The organism is Pseudoalteromonas sp. R86517, from assembly GCF_042466295.1.
Taxonomy (GTDB): domain Bacteria; phylum Pseudomonadota; class Gammaproteobacteria; order Enterobacterales; family Alteromonadaceae; genus Pseudoalteromonas; species Pseudoalteromonas atlantica.
In genome coordinates, this window is the sequence record NZ_JAXHCB010000002.1 from 145084 (window position 1) to 163318 (window position 18235).

The 18235-nt window shown below is 37.5% G+C and carries 15 protein-coding genes; 3 read left to right on the forward strand and 12 right to left on the reverse strand.

The window, feature by feature from the left end; all coding sequences use genetic code 11:
* Position 1: 1 nt before the first annotated feature.
* From rhaI to SJY38_RS16670, 3 genes are all read right to left on the reverse strand, one after another.
* Positions 2 to 1294: an L-rhamnose catabolism isomerase gene (gene rhaI, locus SJY38_RS16660; RefSeq protein WP_377110308.1), complete on the reverse strand. Its 1293-nt coding sequence runs from the start codon at positions 1292 to 1294 to the stop codon at positions 2 to 4.
* A gap of 81 nt (positions 1295 to 1375) precedes the next feature.
* Positions 1376 to 3568, reverse strand: coding sequence for a bifunctional rhamnulose-1-phosphate aldolase/short-chain dehydrogenase (locus SJY38_RS16665; RefSeq protein ID WP_377110309.1), 2193 nt, complete (start codon positions 3566 to 3568; stop codon positions 1376 to 1378).
* Between the two features lie 907 nt (positions 3569 to 4475).
* Positions 4476 to 4685, reverse strand: a complete 210-nt coding sequence (locus tag SJY38_RS16670; protein WP_377110310.1) for a hypothetical protein — start codon at positions 4683 to 4685, stop codon at positions 4476 to 4478.
* A gap of 810 nt (positions 4686 to 5495) precedes the next feature.
* Between SJY38_RS16670 and SJY38_RS16675 the strand changes: the two genes are divergently transcribed.
* Positions 5496 to 6374, forward strand: a complete 879-nt coding sequence (locus SJY38_RS16675) for a hypothetical protein (protein ID WP_377110311.1) — start codon at positions 5496 to 5498, stop codon at positions 6372 to 6374.
* Between the two features lie 38 nt (positions 6375 to 6412).
* Here SJY38_RS16675 and SJY38_RS16680 read toward each other — a convergent pair whose 3' ends face one another.
* From SJY38_RS16680 to SJY38_RS16720, 9 genes are all read right to left on the reverse strand, one after another.
* Entirely contained in the window at positions 6413 to 6634 is a 222-nt protein-coding gene (locus tag SJY38_RS16680) for a hypothetical protein (RefSeq protein WP_377110312.1), read from the reverse strand.
* A gap of 60 nt (positions 6635 to 6694) precedes the next feature.
* Entirely contained in the window at positions 6695 to 7636 is a 942-nt protein-coding gene (locus SJY38_RS16685; RefSeq protein ID WP_377110313.1) for a replication initiation protein, read from the reverse strand.
* 608 nt (positions 7637 to 8244) lie between these two features.
* Positions 8245 to 8712, reverse strand: a complete 468-nt coding sequence (locus tag SJY38_RS16690; protein ID WP_377110314.1) for a hypothetical protein — start codon at positions 8710 to 8712, stop codon at positions 8245 to 8247.
* Between the two features lie 170 nt (positions 8713 to 8882).
* Complete coding sequence (locus tag SJY38_RS16695; protein ID WP_377110315.1) at positions 8883 to 9275, reverse strand: hypothetical protein; 393 nt, start codon at positions 9273 to 9275, stop codon at positions 8883 to 8885.
* Between the two features lie 705 nt (positions 9276 to 9980).
* Positions 9981 to 11165 (reverse strand): hypothetical protein, encoded by a 1185-nt coding sequence (locus SJY38_RS16700; protein ID WP_377110316.1) that lies wholly within the window; start codon positions 11163 to 11165, stop codon positions 9981 to 9983.
* Positions 11166 to 11257: 92 nt separating this feature from the next.
* A complete protein-coding gene (locus SJY38_RS16705; protein WP_377110317.1) occupies positions 11258 to 11947 on the reverse strand; it encodes a hypothetical protein in 690 nt (229 codons plus the stop codon).
* 88 nt (positions 11948 to 12035) lie between these two features.
* Entirely contained in the window at positions 12036 to 12509 is a 474-nt protein-coding gene (locus SJY38_RS16710) for a hypothetical protein (protein ID WP_377110318.1), read from the reverse strand.
* A gap of 337 nt (positions 12510 to 12846) precedes the next feature.
* Positions 12847 to 13935, reverse strand: a complete 1089-nt coding sequence (locus SJY38_RS16715; RefSeq protein WP_377110319.1) for an IS91 family transposase — start codon at positions 13933 to 13935, stop codon at positions 12847 to 12849.
* The gene (locus tag SJY38_RS16720) at positions 13932 to 14768 is read right to left on the reverse strand and encodes a tyrosine-type recombinase/integrase (RefSeq protein ID WP_377110320.1); all 837 of its coding nucleotides are present in this window, start codon (positions 14766 to 14768) and stop codon (positions 13932 to 13934) included. The genes SJY38_RS16715 and SJY38_RS16720 overlap by 4 nt, the downstream gene beginning before the upstream one ends.
* Positions 14769 to 15611: 843 nt before the next feature.
* On the opposite strand from SJY38_RS16720, the gene SJY38_RS16725 reads away from it, so the two are divergent.
* On the forward strand, positions 15612 to 16676 hold the full coding sequence (locus SJY38_RS16725) for a replication initiation protein (RefSeq protein ID WP_377110321.1): 1065 nt from the start codon (positions 15612 to 15614) through the stop codon (positions 16674 to 16676).
* Between the two features lie 359 nt (positions 16677 to 17035).
* Complete coding sequence (locus SJY38_RS16730) at positions 17036 to 18232, forward strand: AAA family ATPase (protein ID WP_377110322.1); 1197 nt, start codon at positions 17036 to 17038, stop codon at positions 18230 to 18232.
* Positions 18233 to 18235 lie beyond the last annotated feature (3 nt).

The following is an 18235-nucleotide window of genomic DNA, read 5'->3' on the forward strand; positions in this document are numbered from 1 at the left end:
TTTATACGATACCTGAGCCGTTTCCGCCGTTTGATGGGCGTTTAACAGCTACTGCTGAACGATAGTTAGCTTTACGATAAGTCGCTACTGGGTCAATTGCACCACCTTTACGTAAACGAGCCATCGCTAAGATTGGGCTAACATCTATGTTAAATGCATTTTTCAGTGTATTGCTGGCCATCAATGCATCATTATCTTGCTGGTATTGCGATAACTTTTTACGATCAACTAACAAGGCTGATACATAAGAGCGCTGAACACTTGCAGCAGAGTTCATTAAGCTTTCAATCGGATCGGTCACGTTATGTGATTGGTCTAACATGTAGTTAGGGTTAAAGCCTTCCTGATTTCGGTATTGCGCATCAACTAGCTCATTAAAAATTAGAAACTGCTGATAAGGGTGTAAGCTCCCGCTATCAAGGTCATCATCACCATATTTACTGTCATTGAAATGGAAACCACCCAATTTTTTAAATTGAATTAAGCGAGATACAATCATTTCAATATTCACGTTTGGCGCATGGTGCCCTAAATCAACTAACGACTTAGCTTGAGGGCCAAGTTCCATAGCTGCAAGGATATTACTGCCCCAATCTTGAATAATGGTTGAGTAAAATGCCGGTTCGAACATTTTATGCTCGATATGAAGTTCCCAATCACTTGGAAGGCCGGCATATATTGTTTTCATGCTTTCGAGATAACGCTCAAAAGCACTTTGGAAATGTTGTTGGCCTGGGTGGTTAGAACCATCACCAACCCAAACCGTTAATGTTTTAGAGCCCAGCGCTTTACCCCATTCAATACAATCAAGGTTGTGTGAAATGGCAAGATCGCGTGATTCAGCACTTGTATTACTTAAGCTTCCGTACTTAAAGCTATGCTCTTGACCAGGTTGATCTTGGAACGTATTCGAGTTGATCGAATCCCAGCTTAGGTTTAACTCGTCTGAGAATTGTTTTAACTCTGTAAAATCATCCACTTTATCCCAAGGGAAGTGAGGTGAAACACGCTCTGTACACTGAGACAAATCATTAATTACCGCGCTGTCTTCTAATTTTTCCCAGATATTACGTGGCTCGCCTTCACCAGGGAAACGCGCAAATCGAGTACCACCGGTACCAGTACCCCAAGATGGCACTGCAATTTGGAAAGCTTGCGCTTTCTCTGTAATGTCTTCGATATTGATATCATTACGCGCAAGTTTATTGCCTAATGCTTGGTAGTCTTCATTTAAGTCGCTTAATAACTGGGCATTTTCATCAGCTATCAGTGATTTATCAATACGTTGTGTCATAATTTATTCCTAATACTTATATTGTGTATTTTATCAGCCTATAAATGAGCGCTTTTAAAAAGCGCTCTAAAAAGTGCAGTCCTAGCGTAAGAAAGCTTCGTGAAGACCACCATCAACACTAATAATCTGACCAGTTGTTTTGCTCAACTGTCCTGACACCATTAAGTAAGCAGCTTCTGCTTGATCTTCTGGCGTGATAGGTTGTTTAGTTAGCGTTCTCTGGGCATAGAAATTAGCGAGCTTATCGCGAAGTTCATCATCTGAATCCGACTCTGTAAATTCAACTTTATATTTAGTTAAAGATGCTATTACACGGTCACGCGGGAACATGGTGCTACCTTTAACAACCGTTGCAGGCGCTAAACCATTCACATTAACAAGTGGAGATAGTTCAACGGCTAGCTCACGAACTAAGTGATTAGCCGCCGCTTTTGATGTGTCATAGGCTAGTGAGCCTTTCTTCGATACCGCAGCATTAACGCTCGTAGTAAGAACAAGTGAGCCTTTAAGGCCTTGTGCTTTCCAGATTTCATTAGCTTCAGTACCTACTATATAACCACCTTTAACATTAACGGCAAAGCTAACATCAAATTGTTGGTCATTCGTCATACCAGGTTGGCCAGGTGCTAAGAACACGCCTGCAGTTACTATTACTTTATCAATGCCGCCATAAGCCAACGTGACTTCTTTGAACATTTTCTTAACGCTTTCGCGGTCAGTAATATCAACACCTTGAGCAATAGCTGGACCACAGCTTGAAATCCCCGTGCCGGCTACACCGATACCTTGGCCATAGATAGCAGTCAATTCATCAGCTGTTTTTTGAGCAGCTTCTTCACGTAAGTCAGCGCATACAACATGGGCACCTTCTCTAGCTACTCTAAATGCTGTTTCTTTACCAATACCATCACCAGCGCCAATTACCACTACTACATCACGTGCTAATGGCGCTTCTTTTGGCATACGTTGTAACTTAGCTTCTTCTAAAGCCCAGTACTCAATATCAAATGCTTCTTGTTGAGGCAGTGCTGTGTACTCACTGATCGCTTCAGCACCACGCATAACCTCAATAGCACAATTATAAAATTCAGTAGTAACCCGAGACTCACTCTTGTTTTTACCCCAGCCGATAATACCTACACCCGGTATTAAAATAACTGTCGGGCTTGGATCACGCATTGCAGGCGAATCATCTCGCTTACAGTTGTTGTAGTACTCAGTATAATCAACTCGGTATTGCTCAATACCTGCATTTAACTTCTCTACTAATGCGTCAAAATCATCTGTTTGCGGATTAAAATCAACATATAGCGGTTGAATTTTTGTGCGTAAAAAGTGATCTGGGCACGAAGTACCTAATTTTGCCAAACGAGGTGCATCTACGCTGTTAACAAAACGAAGCGCCGTTTCGTCTGTTTGAACCGTTGCAATAAATTTAACTTTATTAGAAAGCAAGCCACGGGCTACAGGCAAAAACTTAGCTAATAACTCGTTTCTGTCCTCTTCAGATAAGCTATTATATTTCGCTCCACCGAAAGTCATCTCACCTTTGTCGTGCTCTTCAATATAACGAGCAGCAGTTTCTATTACCCATAACGATGTTTCATAACAGCTCTTACTTTCACTGTCCCAGTTAGTATGACCATGCTGGCCTAACAAGATACCTACACTATCTGGTTTCTCAGCATATGCTTCTTCACATACCTTAGCTGCTTCCCAACCTGGACGCATCCAAGGGACGTAAGCCATTTTTCCACCCCAAATAACTTCTGTAAGCTCTTTTTGATCTTTACAAGAAGCAACTGCAATGACTGCATTAGGATGTAAATGATCAACGTGTTTTTCATTAATCATTGAGTGTAATGGCGTGTCAATTGAAGAAGCACGTGGGTTCAAACAGAAATTACAATGCTTGTACATGCCAATCATGGCATCTTCACCAGCTTGTTTATAACCTTTATCATCACGCGCTTGATATGTAGCATCAAGTGCGTTTAATTTACCTTGATATAATGATGAAAAGTTTTCTTTTTTAGCTGTTCGTAAGTCTCCGCCTGAGCCTTTAACCCATAGTACTTCAACTTCTTCACCGGTTAATGGATCGGTTTCAATCAATTTTGCAGAAGTGTTACCACCACCTGTATTAGTAATGCGTTGGTCAGCGCCTAAAATATTCGAGCGGTAAACCAAACTATCAATTGGGGTTAACTCATCTGCAACAGAGTCATCCCAGCTATAATTTACGTGTTTATATTCGTCTAGTTTGCTTGGCATCTTCCGTTCAACTCCAGCTGTTAATTAGTTTTTAATAACTTTTAAATACATTGCACGTAATACTACAGCTCCAACAAACACAGTCAAGCATTTTAAATCATTTTCAATCACCAAATTTTCAATAAGAGTCAGGTTCTGCCTTTATTTTTTAGATGAATCTTTGTATTTATGATGGAATAAAACGAGATTTATTTTTGTAAGCAGCTAAAAAATTAATAATTTTAAGTTTCCTACTTAAAAAGGTCGCCCTTTACAAATATTAGAGTAGGCATTTAAAGTTCGAAATATAAGGGGAGCAATGTTATTCCTCTGCCGTCTCTGTAATAAATGGAGATAAATCAAAAAATAGAAATATTTCATAAAAAATTTAGTTAGCACTTGTAACTACTAATTTTTACCCTTTGCGTAAGCAGAGGTATATAAAAACTAATTTGTATATTCTTTGTGGTTGGTAGGTGTGTATTTTTGCATGTCTATCAACTCATTGAACCAACTCCCCTCTAAGTTACTCTCTCCTATTTAGTCGTATTTAATAGTTTTAAAAACTCATTTTTATATAAACTTTTATCTTTTTTATCTTGTGACAGTCTAAATAATGCTTTCAACAAAAAAGCGCCCTGATTACTCAGAGCGCTTTGCGTTTAGGACAAATAAACAAAGGATTATACAAATTTAAATAGCAAAAATTTGAGCATCATTCTCATGCTTGGGTTATTGCTTTGGCAATATTGCTCATAGTTAATTATGCCAATAGCCATTTTAGTGCAAAACAAACTTAGAGCGATAAACCAAGCGAAATTTTTAGTTGATTGGTACTGTAAAAACAGTAACCCTGAGACACTCAATGCGATAATCGAATAGGCAGCTTCTATTCCGTATTGGCTAAAAGCTTTTAAAATTTTGGGCATTAAAAGCCATCATCAAGCGAGTCAAATGCATCAAAACAGTCGTCTGCTATAGAGCCCCCTATCGAATCTTCAATCTCAAATACTGTCATTACCCTACCTGGCTCGCCCACCACATTGCCACCAACATCTACGATATTGCAACTCGCATTTGTGATAGGTAGTCCTGTTGTTGGATTAATAGCAATATCAGTAACGTCATTATTTTTCATTTTTTAAACCTAATAATCATTAATTTATACTTTTAAATTTAATGATTTCGTGATAAAAAACAAACTCGTTTGACTGCGCAGCTCAGCAACAAACAGTTTGCATAAGTAGTTCCCCCTCCCCTTACTTCACCTAATTTTTATTAAGCAAAAAAAACCTTTTTCTTTTCTAAAAAATTCATTAGTAAGTTTAATTTGGAGGCGGCTTTTGTCTGCAAGACAGGTTTTTTAAAACGCATTTTTCGGCACGAAAAACTGCAAAATAGCGCCTCAGAATGAGGCCAACAAGCGCGTAATGTGGTGTAGGCGAAGCCGTAGACACATGGAGAAAGCGCGAATGTACAGCTGGTCTGTACTGACCGCGATAGTGTTTCGCATCAGCGAAATTCGATTAAAATTTGGCACAAATTGTATCGAACCACCTATTTTCGGAGAAAATAACAGCAGATGAAAAAGGCGAGTAGTGAGGAACTCACAGCCTTGTCAGGCGCGGCAGTATGGCGGTCAGTACAGAGCGTAGCTCGGTGCATTCGCGCGGGGCCTACAACGCTAGCGCGATAGCGCGTCGAGTCAGCTCGTTGCGGAGCAACACCAGAGCTGGCGGGCGTTTTAGGCCCTATGGTTGAGTAGCGCAGCGACGAGGCCATCCGCTGAAAGCGGCTTTGTTGCGATAATTATCGCGACAATGATTCCGTGCATGCTGTCAAAGCATCTCGGAATGAAAAACGGAAATACATTTATAAAAAGATGATAATTTTTGTGTTGCGGTGCTAGTTAATTTTAACAATTAACTCACCAAAAGGCTTTTGTGAATTGACTCAGCAACCATCAAAAGATTTAGAAACGAACAACTTACTTCTCACTCACTACCCTCGCTATTTTGATATAGATATGCGGTATTATCCAGGCGCAAACAATCATCAAAAAGGGGTTAACCGAACTAGGTTGACCGTATTAATCGCGATTCGATTTTCCATTATTACCCCAGGCATTGTTCGTTGGCTCTACGGCATTAATCATCGGTTGGCATTAGAGCATTTAAACCGGCTAGAAAACGATGGGCTATTGCGTGTGGTAAAAACACACCGAAGTCCAGATGGTCGTGTCTACGTGCCTACCTATACTGCAGCCAAATTTGCAGAGGAGTTAATGGGCATCGATATACATTTTAGAGCGAATAGAAACCCTGCTCTGCAGTTCAATCAAAACAATGTAATGCATAACCTGATTAATGCATTTGTCATGCTGCGCGGTATACATAATTACCACAGTGATGAAACGTACGCACCAATGTGGAATGGGTTTATTACCGAGCCTGAATTTAAACGTATTAATAACCTATCTGATACACGAACGGTAGATGGTGCTGTACGACTCCTAGATGGCTCTGTTGCAGCAGTTGAAATTGAACATTCATTTAAAAATAAAACGGCACGACAGGTCATTTTACTAAAATATTTGGCCTCGTTAAGGAATCGCGATTACAGTAAAATTTTTTTATTCTCTCAGTCGGTCAAAATTTTTGATGACATTAAACGACTCCACGAACAGTTATTTGAGGAGATGCCACAGCGTTTTGATAAAAAAACGCGAGCACCACTTCTCAGTGAAAGTGATGCTGAATTACTTCGCTCGTCTATTATTTTCCGTACTAAATTATGTGAGGAAATTAACGCTATGTTTTATCAATAGTCAGTGAAAATAAAAAGCACCCTGGGGTGCTTTAGGTTTTAGTTGCTTTTGGTTTTAGGATACCCTAAAACTAAACTAACAACATAGAGAGCTATAACAAGTAGCGTATACCCCTTAATCCCTAATGATTCAATTAATGGTGTATAAACCATTTCCTTGTAGTGTAGCCACGCTAATACAACAAAAAAATGCGCATATAATCGAGTTAATGCTGCGAGCTCATTTGCAATGTTACCTAGTGTATTTATTTTATTTCTCATACAAGTTTCCTATAGTTTGTCTTGTATAAGTAACTAGGTACGCTATAGGAAAATTTAATTTTAGGTTAATTGTGATGAGTAATATTTTTTAGCATCAGAATCTCCTATGATTTTAGCGTATTGAAAGCACCTCTCAATATCTTTTTTTGGTAATTTGAAATTTCCCTGGGCGTTTTGCATTACTAGTTCATACTCCCCAAGCATTGAAAGATTATTTCGAGCCCATACCCCCTCGCCATGAGAACCTTTTGCTACTCGAGGGCGTTTTTTTATTCGTGGTCTACTTGGTAATTTAAATGCTTCATCTCTCTTTTTGCATATATATGAAAACTCGACACCTACTACACATTTACCAATCTTTTTGGGTTTAAAAACAACATCTATATCTGTGTTGTAATTAATTTTTTTTAAAGCAGGAACTATGACCCTACGTTTAAACTCACGCCAATCTTGATAGGAGTTTTGCAAACCGGCAATACCTTTCATCCACTCAAGTTTCAGCTCTGCGACCACACGCCCATTACGCTTATGATTTAAAAACTTTTCTTTTTGTTTTAACAATTGGTACAAGCGGAATGAATATAAAGTGTTCAACCCTTTTATATTTTCAAATTTGAGTTTGGTAAAATTACCATCCAACCCAGAGATTAGCTCTGTCACCTCAGGAGAAAACTCTAATCGTATATGAGCACTAGTATTACGCGAATTAATATACTCTCCTTCGACTAGCCAATTAATCGACTTACCACTGCTCTTACCTTTGATTAGCACTTTTTTGTTTTTTAAAGTATTTATTGCATTTTTAAAATAATTATGAACATTTAATTCCTGCAAATCGAAGTGCGAAGAAAACTCTTCCGGGTACACAATAATAACTCCCGAGTGTGCCTCCTTAGAATAGACTTTTGTTAGGCAAAATAAAACTAACCTTAGCTCGTTAATTTTTAGCTTATAGCTAGACTCTACAAGGAGATTACTCTGTACAACTGCTGAATAAGTCATAATAGACAACTGTAATGTGTTTTCGATGTTAGAATGATAAAGTATTTGTGGTTAAACAAAAAAACGGCGGGAAGTTATAAATATTCACTATTTTGAAATGCCCACCTCTAATATATAAGTTGCCCACTGTAAAGGTCTAAAACGCCCCCTCAGCGCCTATAATGCCCACACAAAATGTACTTTTATAGTTAATATTCAATAAGTTAAAGGTAGCTAAAAGATAAAAATTAAAAAGTAAAAAGTAAAAAGTAAAAAAATAACCCCAACTTCGTTGTTTTTATTAATTTATTTTTTAAAGCATTTATGCGATATGGGCTATTATTTAGAATATTTTATATACATGCATCAAAGCGAAGAAAACATAGCTTCTTCGCTCTGGAATTAATTTAACCTTTTGCCTTACCTTACATAGTTAGTAGCTCCACGCTTTTGTGAACCTATAACAAAACGATATATTTGCGTAACGTTTTCCCCTGAGAGTTTTCTCATTTAGAGATTAACAAACCAAATTAGTGGTCTGGTAGCCTGCAAATAATGGCTAGTGGTATATTTTAGGGGTTATGATTAGGCCGCTATCTGATTTTGTTAAATAGCAAATTAGGCCTGTATTATTCATCACTACGATTATCCAAAAAATTTCGAATATATTTATGTGTATAGTCGGCCTCAAACTCAGCAGGAAATTCATTTTCTATGTCTTCTTTATATGAATCGGGAAAATTTTCTTCTATTTCATCAGTTATCATAGAATCGAAATGCTCCTCAGGATCATCGCCATACACATTTTTAAATTCTTCACAAAACTCATCATCATAATCTGGATATGCTTGAACCTGCTGCTCAATATCTTTTATTATACAAACCATTAGTTTATACATAAGTACTTTTACACCACGGTAATTTAACTGTTTATTGGCAAAAACATGAGGCTCTACAATTGACCAAAAGCCCTTGAAGTTAGGGTTTTCATTGTTCAACATGAGTTTATTAATTTTATGGTCATTATCACTGATGATTTTTTTTAGGTCATCTAACAGCGTAATCGTATCTAGCGTAGACATATATCTAAAAGTCATTTCAAAATCCTTTTAATAAGTAGTTTCTAATAAGTTAGGTATTAACCAATCCGTACTTCTCTGATAGGGAGATATTAATAAGTAGATTTAGGGGTAGGTAATTACTTATGTTTTTTGCAAATTTTTTGGCAAATACATAAAAAAAGCGAGCCTATCGGCTCGCTAGAGTGTTACACGTTATTCAGTTCTGCAAGCCATTCGCTTTCGGCAACTCTAAAAAAAGAACCGGGCTTTAGCATGAACAAACTCTGGAACTCTTCATGAAACAATTCACAAAATTCAGCTATTTGTTCCAAGTGTATTAGTAAAAATCCAATCATTTCAATACCCTCTAAATAGCGTGAAGTAAATTCTGGGTTTGCTTCTAAAAGCTGCTTAGAAATACTGATCCCCAAAGTTTTACCTACACTGTCACGATGCAAATAGACATAGTTTGTAAAACTAAGATCCAACGTTTTTTTATCAACGATATCTGCTAATAGCAGAACGGTTGTACTATCATCCCACGGGGATTTACTGGCTCGAACGTATTGGCGAATAAATTGAGATTTAGTATTTTTCATGATTTTTCCTAGTTAATTTGTCCTGAAATTAACTAGGGACAAGCGGTGGGTAAAAATGAAGAATTGCGTTTATGTTGGCTAAATTTGCAAAAACAATAAAAATCATTAAGGTGAATGATAGCTTTACAACTTCGAGGGTGAATAAGATGGCTAACTATATTTGGTTACTACCAGCGATAGTACTCACGTTAATTGTTATAAAAATTATACTGACAAACGATAAAGAAAGTTAAATTTATGGACTTTCAAGCCTTAACTTGAACAGTGCCATTTACTCAAATTGAGAATCCCCAAAATATTTATAAGGTATTGATTTATAATTAAATTTAGCGCCACTATTGAAATTTATTATCGTAATTACGATCTAAAAATAATTATGTTTTTTATTAGATAAATTTCGCACGCAAAGAGAAATTGTTTAAAGCGTCTATTAAAAGCTGGGAAGTCCAGTAAGTGCTTTGAAGTGAGAGTTAGATTAGTTATTCAGGGAAAGATCATTGAACTAACTTACTAAGTAAAGAGTATCTAGGCTGATGGTTTCCAGAGTGACTACAGCGACAGCGCATCGTCGACTTTTGAAGCGCACTAAGATCTTTTACCGGGGGTAATTATTACCGCGGATTGCTGCCTTTCAAGTTTTACTAGCGAACGGCTCTTGTGTGCCATTAGCGGACTGTCGTAACCTTAGTCACTTATTAGGCGAATTTACCAATCCATATTAGCCGCTTGATCGAATTGGTAATTTAAATGCTCCACAAAACTTTCCATATCTTCCATTGAAACCATAGCTCTCGAATATGAGCCATCATTAGCCATTGTAAGAATTGTAGGTAAACCGCTATCCATAACATAATACATTGCTGGTTGTATTTCAGATGACCATAAATGCTCAATAAAACGCTCGAGTAGAGATATCACTTCATCCTCATTGAACGAAAGCTCTCCAAAAAGTGAAAACTTATTTTTGCCTTTTTGGTGAGGCATCAATACTGGAACAGCGCCTGCACTTGAATGAAAGGTAAAGGTTTCACCATTTTTACCAAATGCACCATGAGCAATAAAGTTCCTAAATTGCCTTCTTAATAAAATTAATTCATCAAAGAATTTTTTATTTTCTTTGATGTTAATATTTATTGCAGTAGTGTATTTCACTTGCCATTCGGCACCTGCTAGATGTGCAACTTTTTCGCCATCATCAATATTTTTACCAATAATACTTAAATGTACGAACAAATGCTCAGTCCAGCTAAAGAATGCTTCAATAGATGAAGTAGCTAACCAATTGGCATTTTTTCGTAATTGAGTAGATGGGATATGAATTGAAGTAGCTTCTCCATATGAAGTTTTCTTTGTTTCCCTATGAACTTCATCTTTACGATCTTCAGCTTCTTGTTTTTCTTTTTTATATAACTCCACAAGATATTGGTAGCGTTGAAATAAGTTAGAACTATTGTTTTTGACGTTTAATTTAGAACTCTTAACTGCTTCAGAAGCAACCCATTCAAAATATGGTTTAGCTACTTTTACAGCCTTATGGATGTTTTTAACAATCTCTTGTGCTTCGATTTCATCAGTTTCTAAATTATCGGCAAAAACACCTAGCCCAAATTTTCGGTGTTCAATTAAAAAAGCCTTACCTCTAAAGTCAATTGGTAATGACCATGATATTTTTTCAAATCTACCAAGGTTTTTAAAACCCAATAAATCATTTAACAAAAAGAAAACGAGATAATATGGAGGTAATGTTCTTCCTGCATCTGTGCGTTTTGCAGTGAAAAGAAAGTTTTTGTCGGCCTTTGTACTTTCTTGTACGGACTTTACATCACCTAAAGCTAAAATAACTCTCTGTTTAAGTACTTCTATATCTTCAGGGATTTTTAATTTTGCCATGCTATGAAACTTCCATATTCGCCTAACGCCTTGCTCTGCGGAAATTTAGGAGCGCCAGCGAGTAATATTTCCGTAGCAGCACCTTGTTAGTTTCACATTTCAAATACACTTTCAAAACTCTCTCTATTTCGAACACGTTCTAGTTTTTGATAAAGCTGTAGCGGCTCGAGATTATTAACTGCCATTCTTGATGCAACATAATTTTCATGTGTGTTTGTACCACCAAAAAATCCTCTGCCGGATTTCAACTGTTTGACGGAGCCTATTGCTTCTTGGCTGATATCAATATTTTCAATTAAGAATGGTTTTCTGTGATCCACGATTAAGGCCACCCCTTCATTAAACCAAACTGGAATTTCTAACCAATGAGTTAGCCATCCAACTCTTTGTCCAACTTCTGCATGCGTCAACTCATGCGCGGTAACATCTACATTTTGCCCTTTAGGGCCAAGGATTATGCAAGTACCCATTGGGGTATAGTAAGCTGTTGCAGTTGAATTAGCTCCAAAGTTGTTTGCTTCAACTTTATTAGCAACAATTACTATTTTGGGAATAGCGATCATTTCACCGAATGTTGAATCTACTCTTTGTCTACCATCTAGGATGCTTCTTAGAACTTCCTCTATATTTTCCACGCTGGGTAATGCAAAAATATTTGGAGCGACTTGCTCATAATCTGTAAGTCCCACAGCTTCACATGCCAAAGCATGTCTCTGAGAAAAAACACCAGCGAGTACAACTAACAAAAAACAGGCGAAGACAACAATTTTAATTCTGCGCATGATGCTCCCTCGTGAAACTAACGCCGCGCTCTGCGGCAAATTTGGAGCGCAGCGGAAAATTTGTCCGACAGCAGCGCCTTGTTATGCCTTAGTTTAATAGCGTGACTCCAATGGCCTTATCAATGCCGTCAACTTTGATTTTATAGCCACCACCAGACCGGAATATGATTACCTTTGGCATATACGAGTAGTGATAGTGATACCAATATTCAGTTTGCTGCCATATTTGGCCATTCATTAGCTTAATGATGGTTTCGCCCTCGAAGCCTTCAAACTCTCCATCAATCTGACTTTCAATTGTCCCGCTCGGCGAAGCCTTTTTTTGTTGGTACTCGACTGCCAACTCAATACCTTTTTCTTTGCCTGACTCAAAACCAGACATGTAGGAGTTTATCAATGCCATTCTAAGTGTTTCTCTTTGAGCAGCTGTCATCTTTGAAGCATTGAGAGATTCTAGCTGGGACTTAGAAAGTAGTTTCTCTAGCGTAACTTCCGGATACTCTTTAGCGTGCAAAATCGATGCGGATAAGAGGCCAATTAAAATTAAGGTGATTTTTTTCATGCTTGTTCCCTAAGAGGCATAACATTTTAGTATTTATGCGACACACTGTTTGTGTTGCATAAATACTTGTTGGACTGAGCCGCTACCTGCTCGGTGTGTCAGAGTTGGTGTTGTTTATGCTATGGGAATTTGCTTTTTGGAGGCTCTCACTTTCCTAGCTGATTTAATCAGCTTAGCTAGTGTTATGTAAGCTTTCCCTGCATTACTCAGCGCTTATTATGTATTCATTACACCTAAATTTGCCTTAATAAGCAATTATATTTTTTACACGTACAGAGGCCGCTAGCCTGAGCAATTAAGCAGGTTAACTAATTGATTTTAAGCAGCTACCTAGCTGCTAACTCGTTCGCTCTACTTTGGTCCTTGTTTCATATAACTGGAATACGCCAATTAATCGCAAGATACCTGCCTTACAATGCTGGCAAGGCCAATGCGGTATCAGTGTTACGTTTTCTGTCTTTAGCTTCTCCAATTTACCTCTGTGTGATTCTTGTGACCTTATTAATGCTAACTTTCGCTTGCGACACGCATTAGCTAAAAAGCCATAGTGGCGAATGCGCATAAACCCTTTCGGCAATACATGTTGTAAGTAGCGCCGTAAAAATTCATCAAAACTCAGAGTCATGACTTTATCGCGGTTGTTATCTGCATAATCGCGGTATTTAAAGCTCACTGTTTCTTCAGTCGCTGACACTAAGCGCGATTCTGACATCACGCCTTTTCGGGTATAACGTGCAAGGTAACTGACTAACTTTTCACTGTACGTTAAACAGGCTTTGCTATAAACACACCATTTGGTTGGCATGTTTATCTTCGTAAATGAACTATCGCATTCATTTAACGCCGCCAGCATTTTACCTCTAAAGACTGTTGATAATGCTTTAACGGGGTATAAATAGCCTTTTTCTATTTCATGCCAGTGCGCTTTATCAAGCGCGCCTGCGGGTATCAAACAGTGCAGGTGAATATGCTGACTCAAGTTCTGCCCCCACGTATGCAGTACGCTTGTCATGCCTAATTGGCCATGCCTCTTTCGTTTCGCAAATTTACTCAGCGTTTGCCATGTGGCTTTGAATAAACACTGATACAACGCGTTTGGGTTGTAGTGCGCAATGATATTCAACTCATGAGGGAGCGTAAAAACAAGGTGGAAATACCGACATGGTAATAAATCCTCTTGCTGTTTTTGCACCCACTTAGCCGTGGCCATGCCTTGGCAACGTGGACAATGTCGGTCTCGACAACTACATCCAATCTTTTGTAACTCACCACAGCTATCACATTGCCATGCTTGATAACCGAGCTGACCTGTTCTACATGATTGAAGGTGCTGACAGACATGAAGTTGTTGATAGCTCATCGTATGATGTTGCCGATAATTCCCAAGGCTAGAATTTAAAATATCAGCGAGGTGGAAGCCGCTCATTGGTTTCCCCAACTTGCGAGTAAATCAATACCACCATGCCCTAATTCAGGTAACCAGTGTAAGTAACTTTGCGTGGTTTTAATATCACTGTGTCCAAGTTGCTGTTGAAGTTGATGCAGTGGCATCCCTGATTCAAGTTGATGTGTTGCATAAGCATGGCGAAGTGCATGTGGATTACAGTGCTTTAAGCCACACGCTTGTCCGTGCTTTCTCAATGGCTTCCTGAAGGTCGATGCTGACATAGGTTTATCCATTAACAATCGCGAGTAAAACATCCAACCCGTTGGGTGGTACATTTTCCAGTAACTGCGTAATTGGTTTAGTACGCTATCTGAAACTACAACATAACGCGATTTATCTCCTTTACCTTGTTCAATTAAAATGGTTTTACGCTGGCCATCGATGTCTTGCACTTTAATACGTAACAACTCGCCAATACGTAAACCACACCCGTAACACACCACTATTAACGTTTTTAGTCGCATATCATCAGTGCAACTTTTTATCAGCCGCCGCATATCATCACGTGATAAATAGGTGGGTGCGCGTGACTTCGCTTTTGGCAATGCGATATCTAAGTTAAGTGGCCGATGTAAAATATTCTTAAACAAGAACCAAATACTGTTTATCTGTATTTTTTGGCTTGCTCTAGACAGTTTACGAATAGCGGGATCGTTAAAAAAGGCGTTAAGTTCCTCATCAGTAATCGAATCGAGCGGTTTATTAAAATAATGACTGAGTTTGAGTAAATGTTCAGAGTAGCTTTTACATGTACTTTGCGAATAACCACGATAGGCTATTTCAGTTTTGACTTGTTCAATGAGTGTATTCATGACTTACCTCCAAGTTATGGGATAACCCCAAGGTAAGTGTGGCTCAAATGATAAGAATAGGATCTCCGCGTAGCGGCTTAGTTCAACAATTTAATAGTGCGCTCATCGCGCATATTTCTGCCGATGCCACGCTCACGTATCTACTTTATATAGTTTTAACAAATAACCTAAGGTATTACTATCACTAAGTTTTCTAAAACTTTTAAGTAAAGTTAAATGGAACAATATGCGCTCAGTGCTCATTTTCGTGAATATATACGTAAAGAGCTGTTTAACAAATCAATTAACGACGATATTTAGCCAACCTCAATGTCCGGTTATCGCTCTAAGCCGCCTCCCATATAAATAAATAGTAGATATGGAAATGCTTTCCACATTGTGGAAACAGGTTATCAATACATAATTCTGGTTAAATACACCAGAATTGTGTATTCACAGTCGAATACCTCCTTAAATACACCATAAATATGTAACTTTTGGCTATTAACTTTACATAATTATGGTAATTACACTAAAAACACCATTATTTTGTGCTCTATATTCGAGTAATACTTAGTTTAAAGGCTTAATAAAAAAATTGAGATAACACAATTATGGTATTTTATAATGTTAGATAACATAATAGTGGTATAGAAACACCATTATTTTGTTATCTTTATAAGCCACCCTAACAGCAAAGCATTGAAATATAATATTTTTCAATAATAATAAATTTATCGATTACATAAAACTGGTAAAAAACACCAGTTATATGTAAAACAACCGTTTCAGATACACAAAACTGGTGTTGTTGACCAGTATTGTGTATTTTAAGCTTATTAATTACAGATTTCTGGTGTGAAAGTGGAAAAAAAACTAAACCCAAACCCAATTTCTCGTTCAAATTTACCTAAACATATAAAACAAGGGCATAAACTTGTATTCAGCCGCAAGGACTTATCGCAAAGAGAGGCGGATTTGTTCGCACTGATGATGGCGCAGATGAAAGATTCAGATTGGGAAAAAAGCACACCACAGTATACATATACAGCAAGCCAGCTATCAGAATGGCTGAATATCAGCTCTAAGCATGTTGGCAGTATTTTATCTCCTGCTGCTGAACGACTTGCAAGCTACAAAATAGGTATAAAAGTAGAAGGAACCTCTGGCGACTTTGAATTTGATTACAAACCTCTTTTTAAAAATATTAAGTATAGAAAAGGCGTGTTAACAATGGTGCCTAACGACATGCTTGAAAGTGAATATATTGAATACAAACAAGGGTTTGCATTAATAACAACAAGAACATATTTAGATATAAAACAAGAATACGCAAAAAGATTGTACGAAATTCTCAGCCGATTTAAGAAAGACGGTTATGAAATGCATTATATTGCAATTGAAGAGCTTAAGGGACTTTTTGGTTTACTCGATGAAAATGGGCGGCTGAAAAAAAATAAAAGCTCCTTTAAAAACAACGGCGTATTCATGAAACGGTGCGTTAGAGATAGCATAGAAATCTTACGTGGACACCCTATTGCTCGTAAAGAATTTTTATTTCTAGAAAGCGAAAATAACGATATTGGTTATGAATTAAAAACACAAGGTAAGAAAATTTCTGAAATAAAATTTCTTATTAGATGGCTAAATAAAGGTACTACTGAAGAATTAAATACTCATGATGCGCTAAATACAGTGAAAGAACTAATTTCTAAGCAATTAATTCAAAAAGAAAAGCTATCTCCTGCAGAACTAACGCAGCTAATGTTTGCTTATCGCTATCTTGGCCAGGATGATGAGGCGGATAAAGTTGAAAAAGCTCTAAATAGAAGCATGGCTCTAAATAAAAATACAGTAAATGAAAAAGAGAAGCAGCTAAGGGATGAAGTTAATTCTTTAATAGAGTTAACAAAGGATATCGACTACTAAGCACACCATAAACGTGTAATCACAACACCAGTAATGTGATCAGTAACACCATTTTTGTGATCACTAATACCATCAATATGATCTTCAATACCATTAAAGTGATCTTAAACACCATTAAACTGATCTAAAACAACTTAAAAACCATTATTTTTCAAAGAGATAAGGAGCCTATATATTAATAGTCTCTATATTCTTTAATAGAAATAATATAATTTATAGTGTCTGTGTATAAGTGCATAACGTTGAAATACATAGCAATTAGACAAGAAACTAAATATTCCATTTAATGTTTACAAACTCATTAATATGCAGCATTATATGTTAACTTTATAAAATGCTGCACATTTCAAGGTAAGCTGATGGATGACAGAATACTAAAAATAGCCACTAGGGCGAAACTAACCCTGGAGGCATTGTCAGAGAAAATTACTAATTCTCAGATAGAATTTAATGCTGAAAAGTATGAACCTACATACTCAAAGTCTGCAGTCGCAAATTTACCAGAACTAGCTAAAGCTAAAGTTGATAAGGCTGTAGCTGAAATGGAGCAAAAAGGATATCAATTCCAAAAAAAGCAGGCAGGGTTAAATAATGTTTATAGCATGGGACATAAAGATATTACTGCGATTTATGAACACAGAGGGGTTCCTAAATACCGTGATAAATTTAAAGAAGCCCATACAATTTTTCTTACAAACCTTAAAGGAGGCGTTGCAAAAACGGTCTCCAGCGTAACTCTCGCTCACGGCTTGAGGTGCACCCCTGCCCTACTTCACCATGATTTAAGAATATTAGTGCTCGACCTAGATCCACAGGCCAGTGCAACAATGTTTATGAAACACGACCTTTCTATTGGCGTTGTAGATGAAACTGTTGCCCAAGCAATGCTACAGAATGTAAGCCGTGAAGAGTTATTGGAAGAGTTTGTTAAACCAACGAACGTATCTGGCGTAGATATTATACCTGCCTCTATTGAGGACGCATTTATAGCCTCTCAATTCGAAAAGTTAGCAAATGAGCATTTACCTGGGCAAAATATATATGATGTTTTGCAAGAGAATATAATTAACAAACTAAAGCACGATTACGATTTTATTTTTATTGATTCAGGGCCTCACTTGGATGCATTTTTATTAAACTCATTTGTTGCAGCCGATACATTTTTAATACCAGTCCCCCCTGCTCAAGTTGATTTTCACTCGACATTGAAATTTATGCAAAGACTCCCTGAGCTTTTCGATATGACCGAAACGGCAGGAAGCGAAATTAAACTTAGTTCAATATTCGGATATATGGCTAAGATTGCGAGGAAATCTGATCACGCTGATGCTCAAAGTCTGCTTCGTGAGGTTTGCGGTGCAGATATGCTGGATACGTCTTTGCCGTTATCAACAGCATTTGAACGTTGTGGTGAGAGTTTTGGTACTGTTTTTTCAACTAATCCAAAATTTTATCCTGGTGATAGAGATGCGTTGAAAAAAGCGCGTTTAAAGGCTGAGGAATTCACACGTTCAGTATTTGACACAATTACGTTTAATAGAAAAAACAAAGGCTAGACC

Coding starts and splice junctions, on each gene's coding strand:
- SJY38_RS16720 (WP_377110320.1), bottom strand. CDS start 14,768: ATGAATACACTCATTGAACAAGTCAAAACTGAAATAGCCTATCGTGGT.
- SJY38_RS16690 (WP_377110314.1), bottom strand. CDS start 8,712: ATGACTTTTAGATATATGTCTACGCTAGATACGATTACGCTGTTAGAT.
- SJY38_RS16685 (WP_377110313.1), bottom strand. CDS start 7,636: ATGACTTATTCAGCAGTTGTACAGAGTAATCTCCTTGTAGAGTCTAGC.
- SJY38_RS16665 (WP_377110309.1), bottom strand. CDS start 3,568: ATGCCAAGCAAACTAGACGAATATAAACACGTAAATTATAGCTGGGAT.
- SJY38_RS16680 (WP_377110312.1), bottom strand. CDS start 6,634: ATGAGAAATAAAATAAATACACTAGGTAACATTGCAAATGAGCTCGCA.
- SJY38_RS16730 (WP_377110322.1), top strand. CDS start 17,036: ATGGATGACAGAATACTAAAAATAGCCACTAGGGCGAAACTAACCCTG.
- SJY38_RS16695 (WP_377110315.1), bottom strand. CDS start 9,275: ATGAAAAATACTAAATCTCAATTTATTCGCCAATACGTTCGAGCCAGT.
- SJY38_RS16700 (WP_377110316.1), bottom strand. CDS start 11,165: ATGGCAAAATTAAAAATCCCTGAAGATATAGAAGTACTTAAACAGAGA.
- SJY38_RS16715 (WP_377110319.1), bottom strand. CDS start 13,935: ATGAGCGGCTTCCACCTCGCTGATATTTTAAATTCTAGCCTTGGGAAT.
- SJY38_RS16670 (WP_377110310.1), bottom strand. CDS start 4,685: ATGAAAAATAATGACGTTACTGATATTGCTATTAATCCAACAACAGGA.
- SJY38_RS16710 (WP_377110318.1), bottom strand. CDS start 12,509: ATGAAAAAAATCACCTTAATTTTAATTGGCCTCTTATCCGCATCGATT.
- SJY38_RS16705 (WP_377110317.1), bottom strand. CDS start 11,947: ATGCGCAGAATTAAAATTGTTGTCTTCGCCTGTTTTTTGTTAGTTGTA.
- rhaI (WP_377110308.1), bottom strand. CDS start 1,294: ATGACACAACGTATTGATAAATCACTGATAGCTGATGAAAATGCCCAG.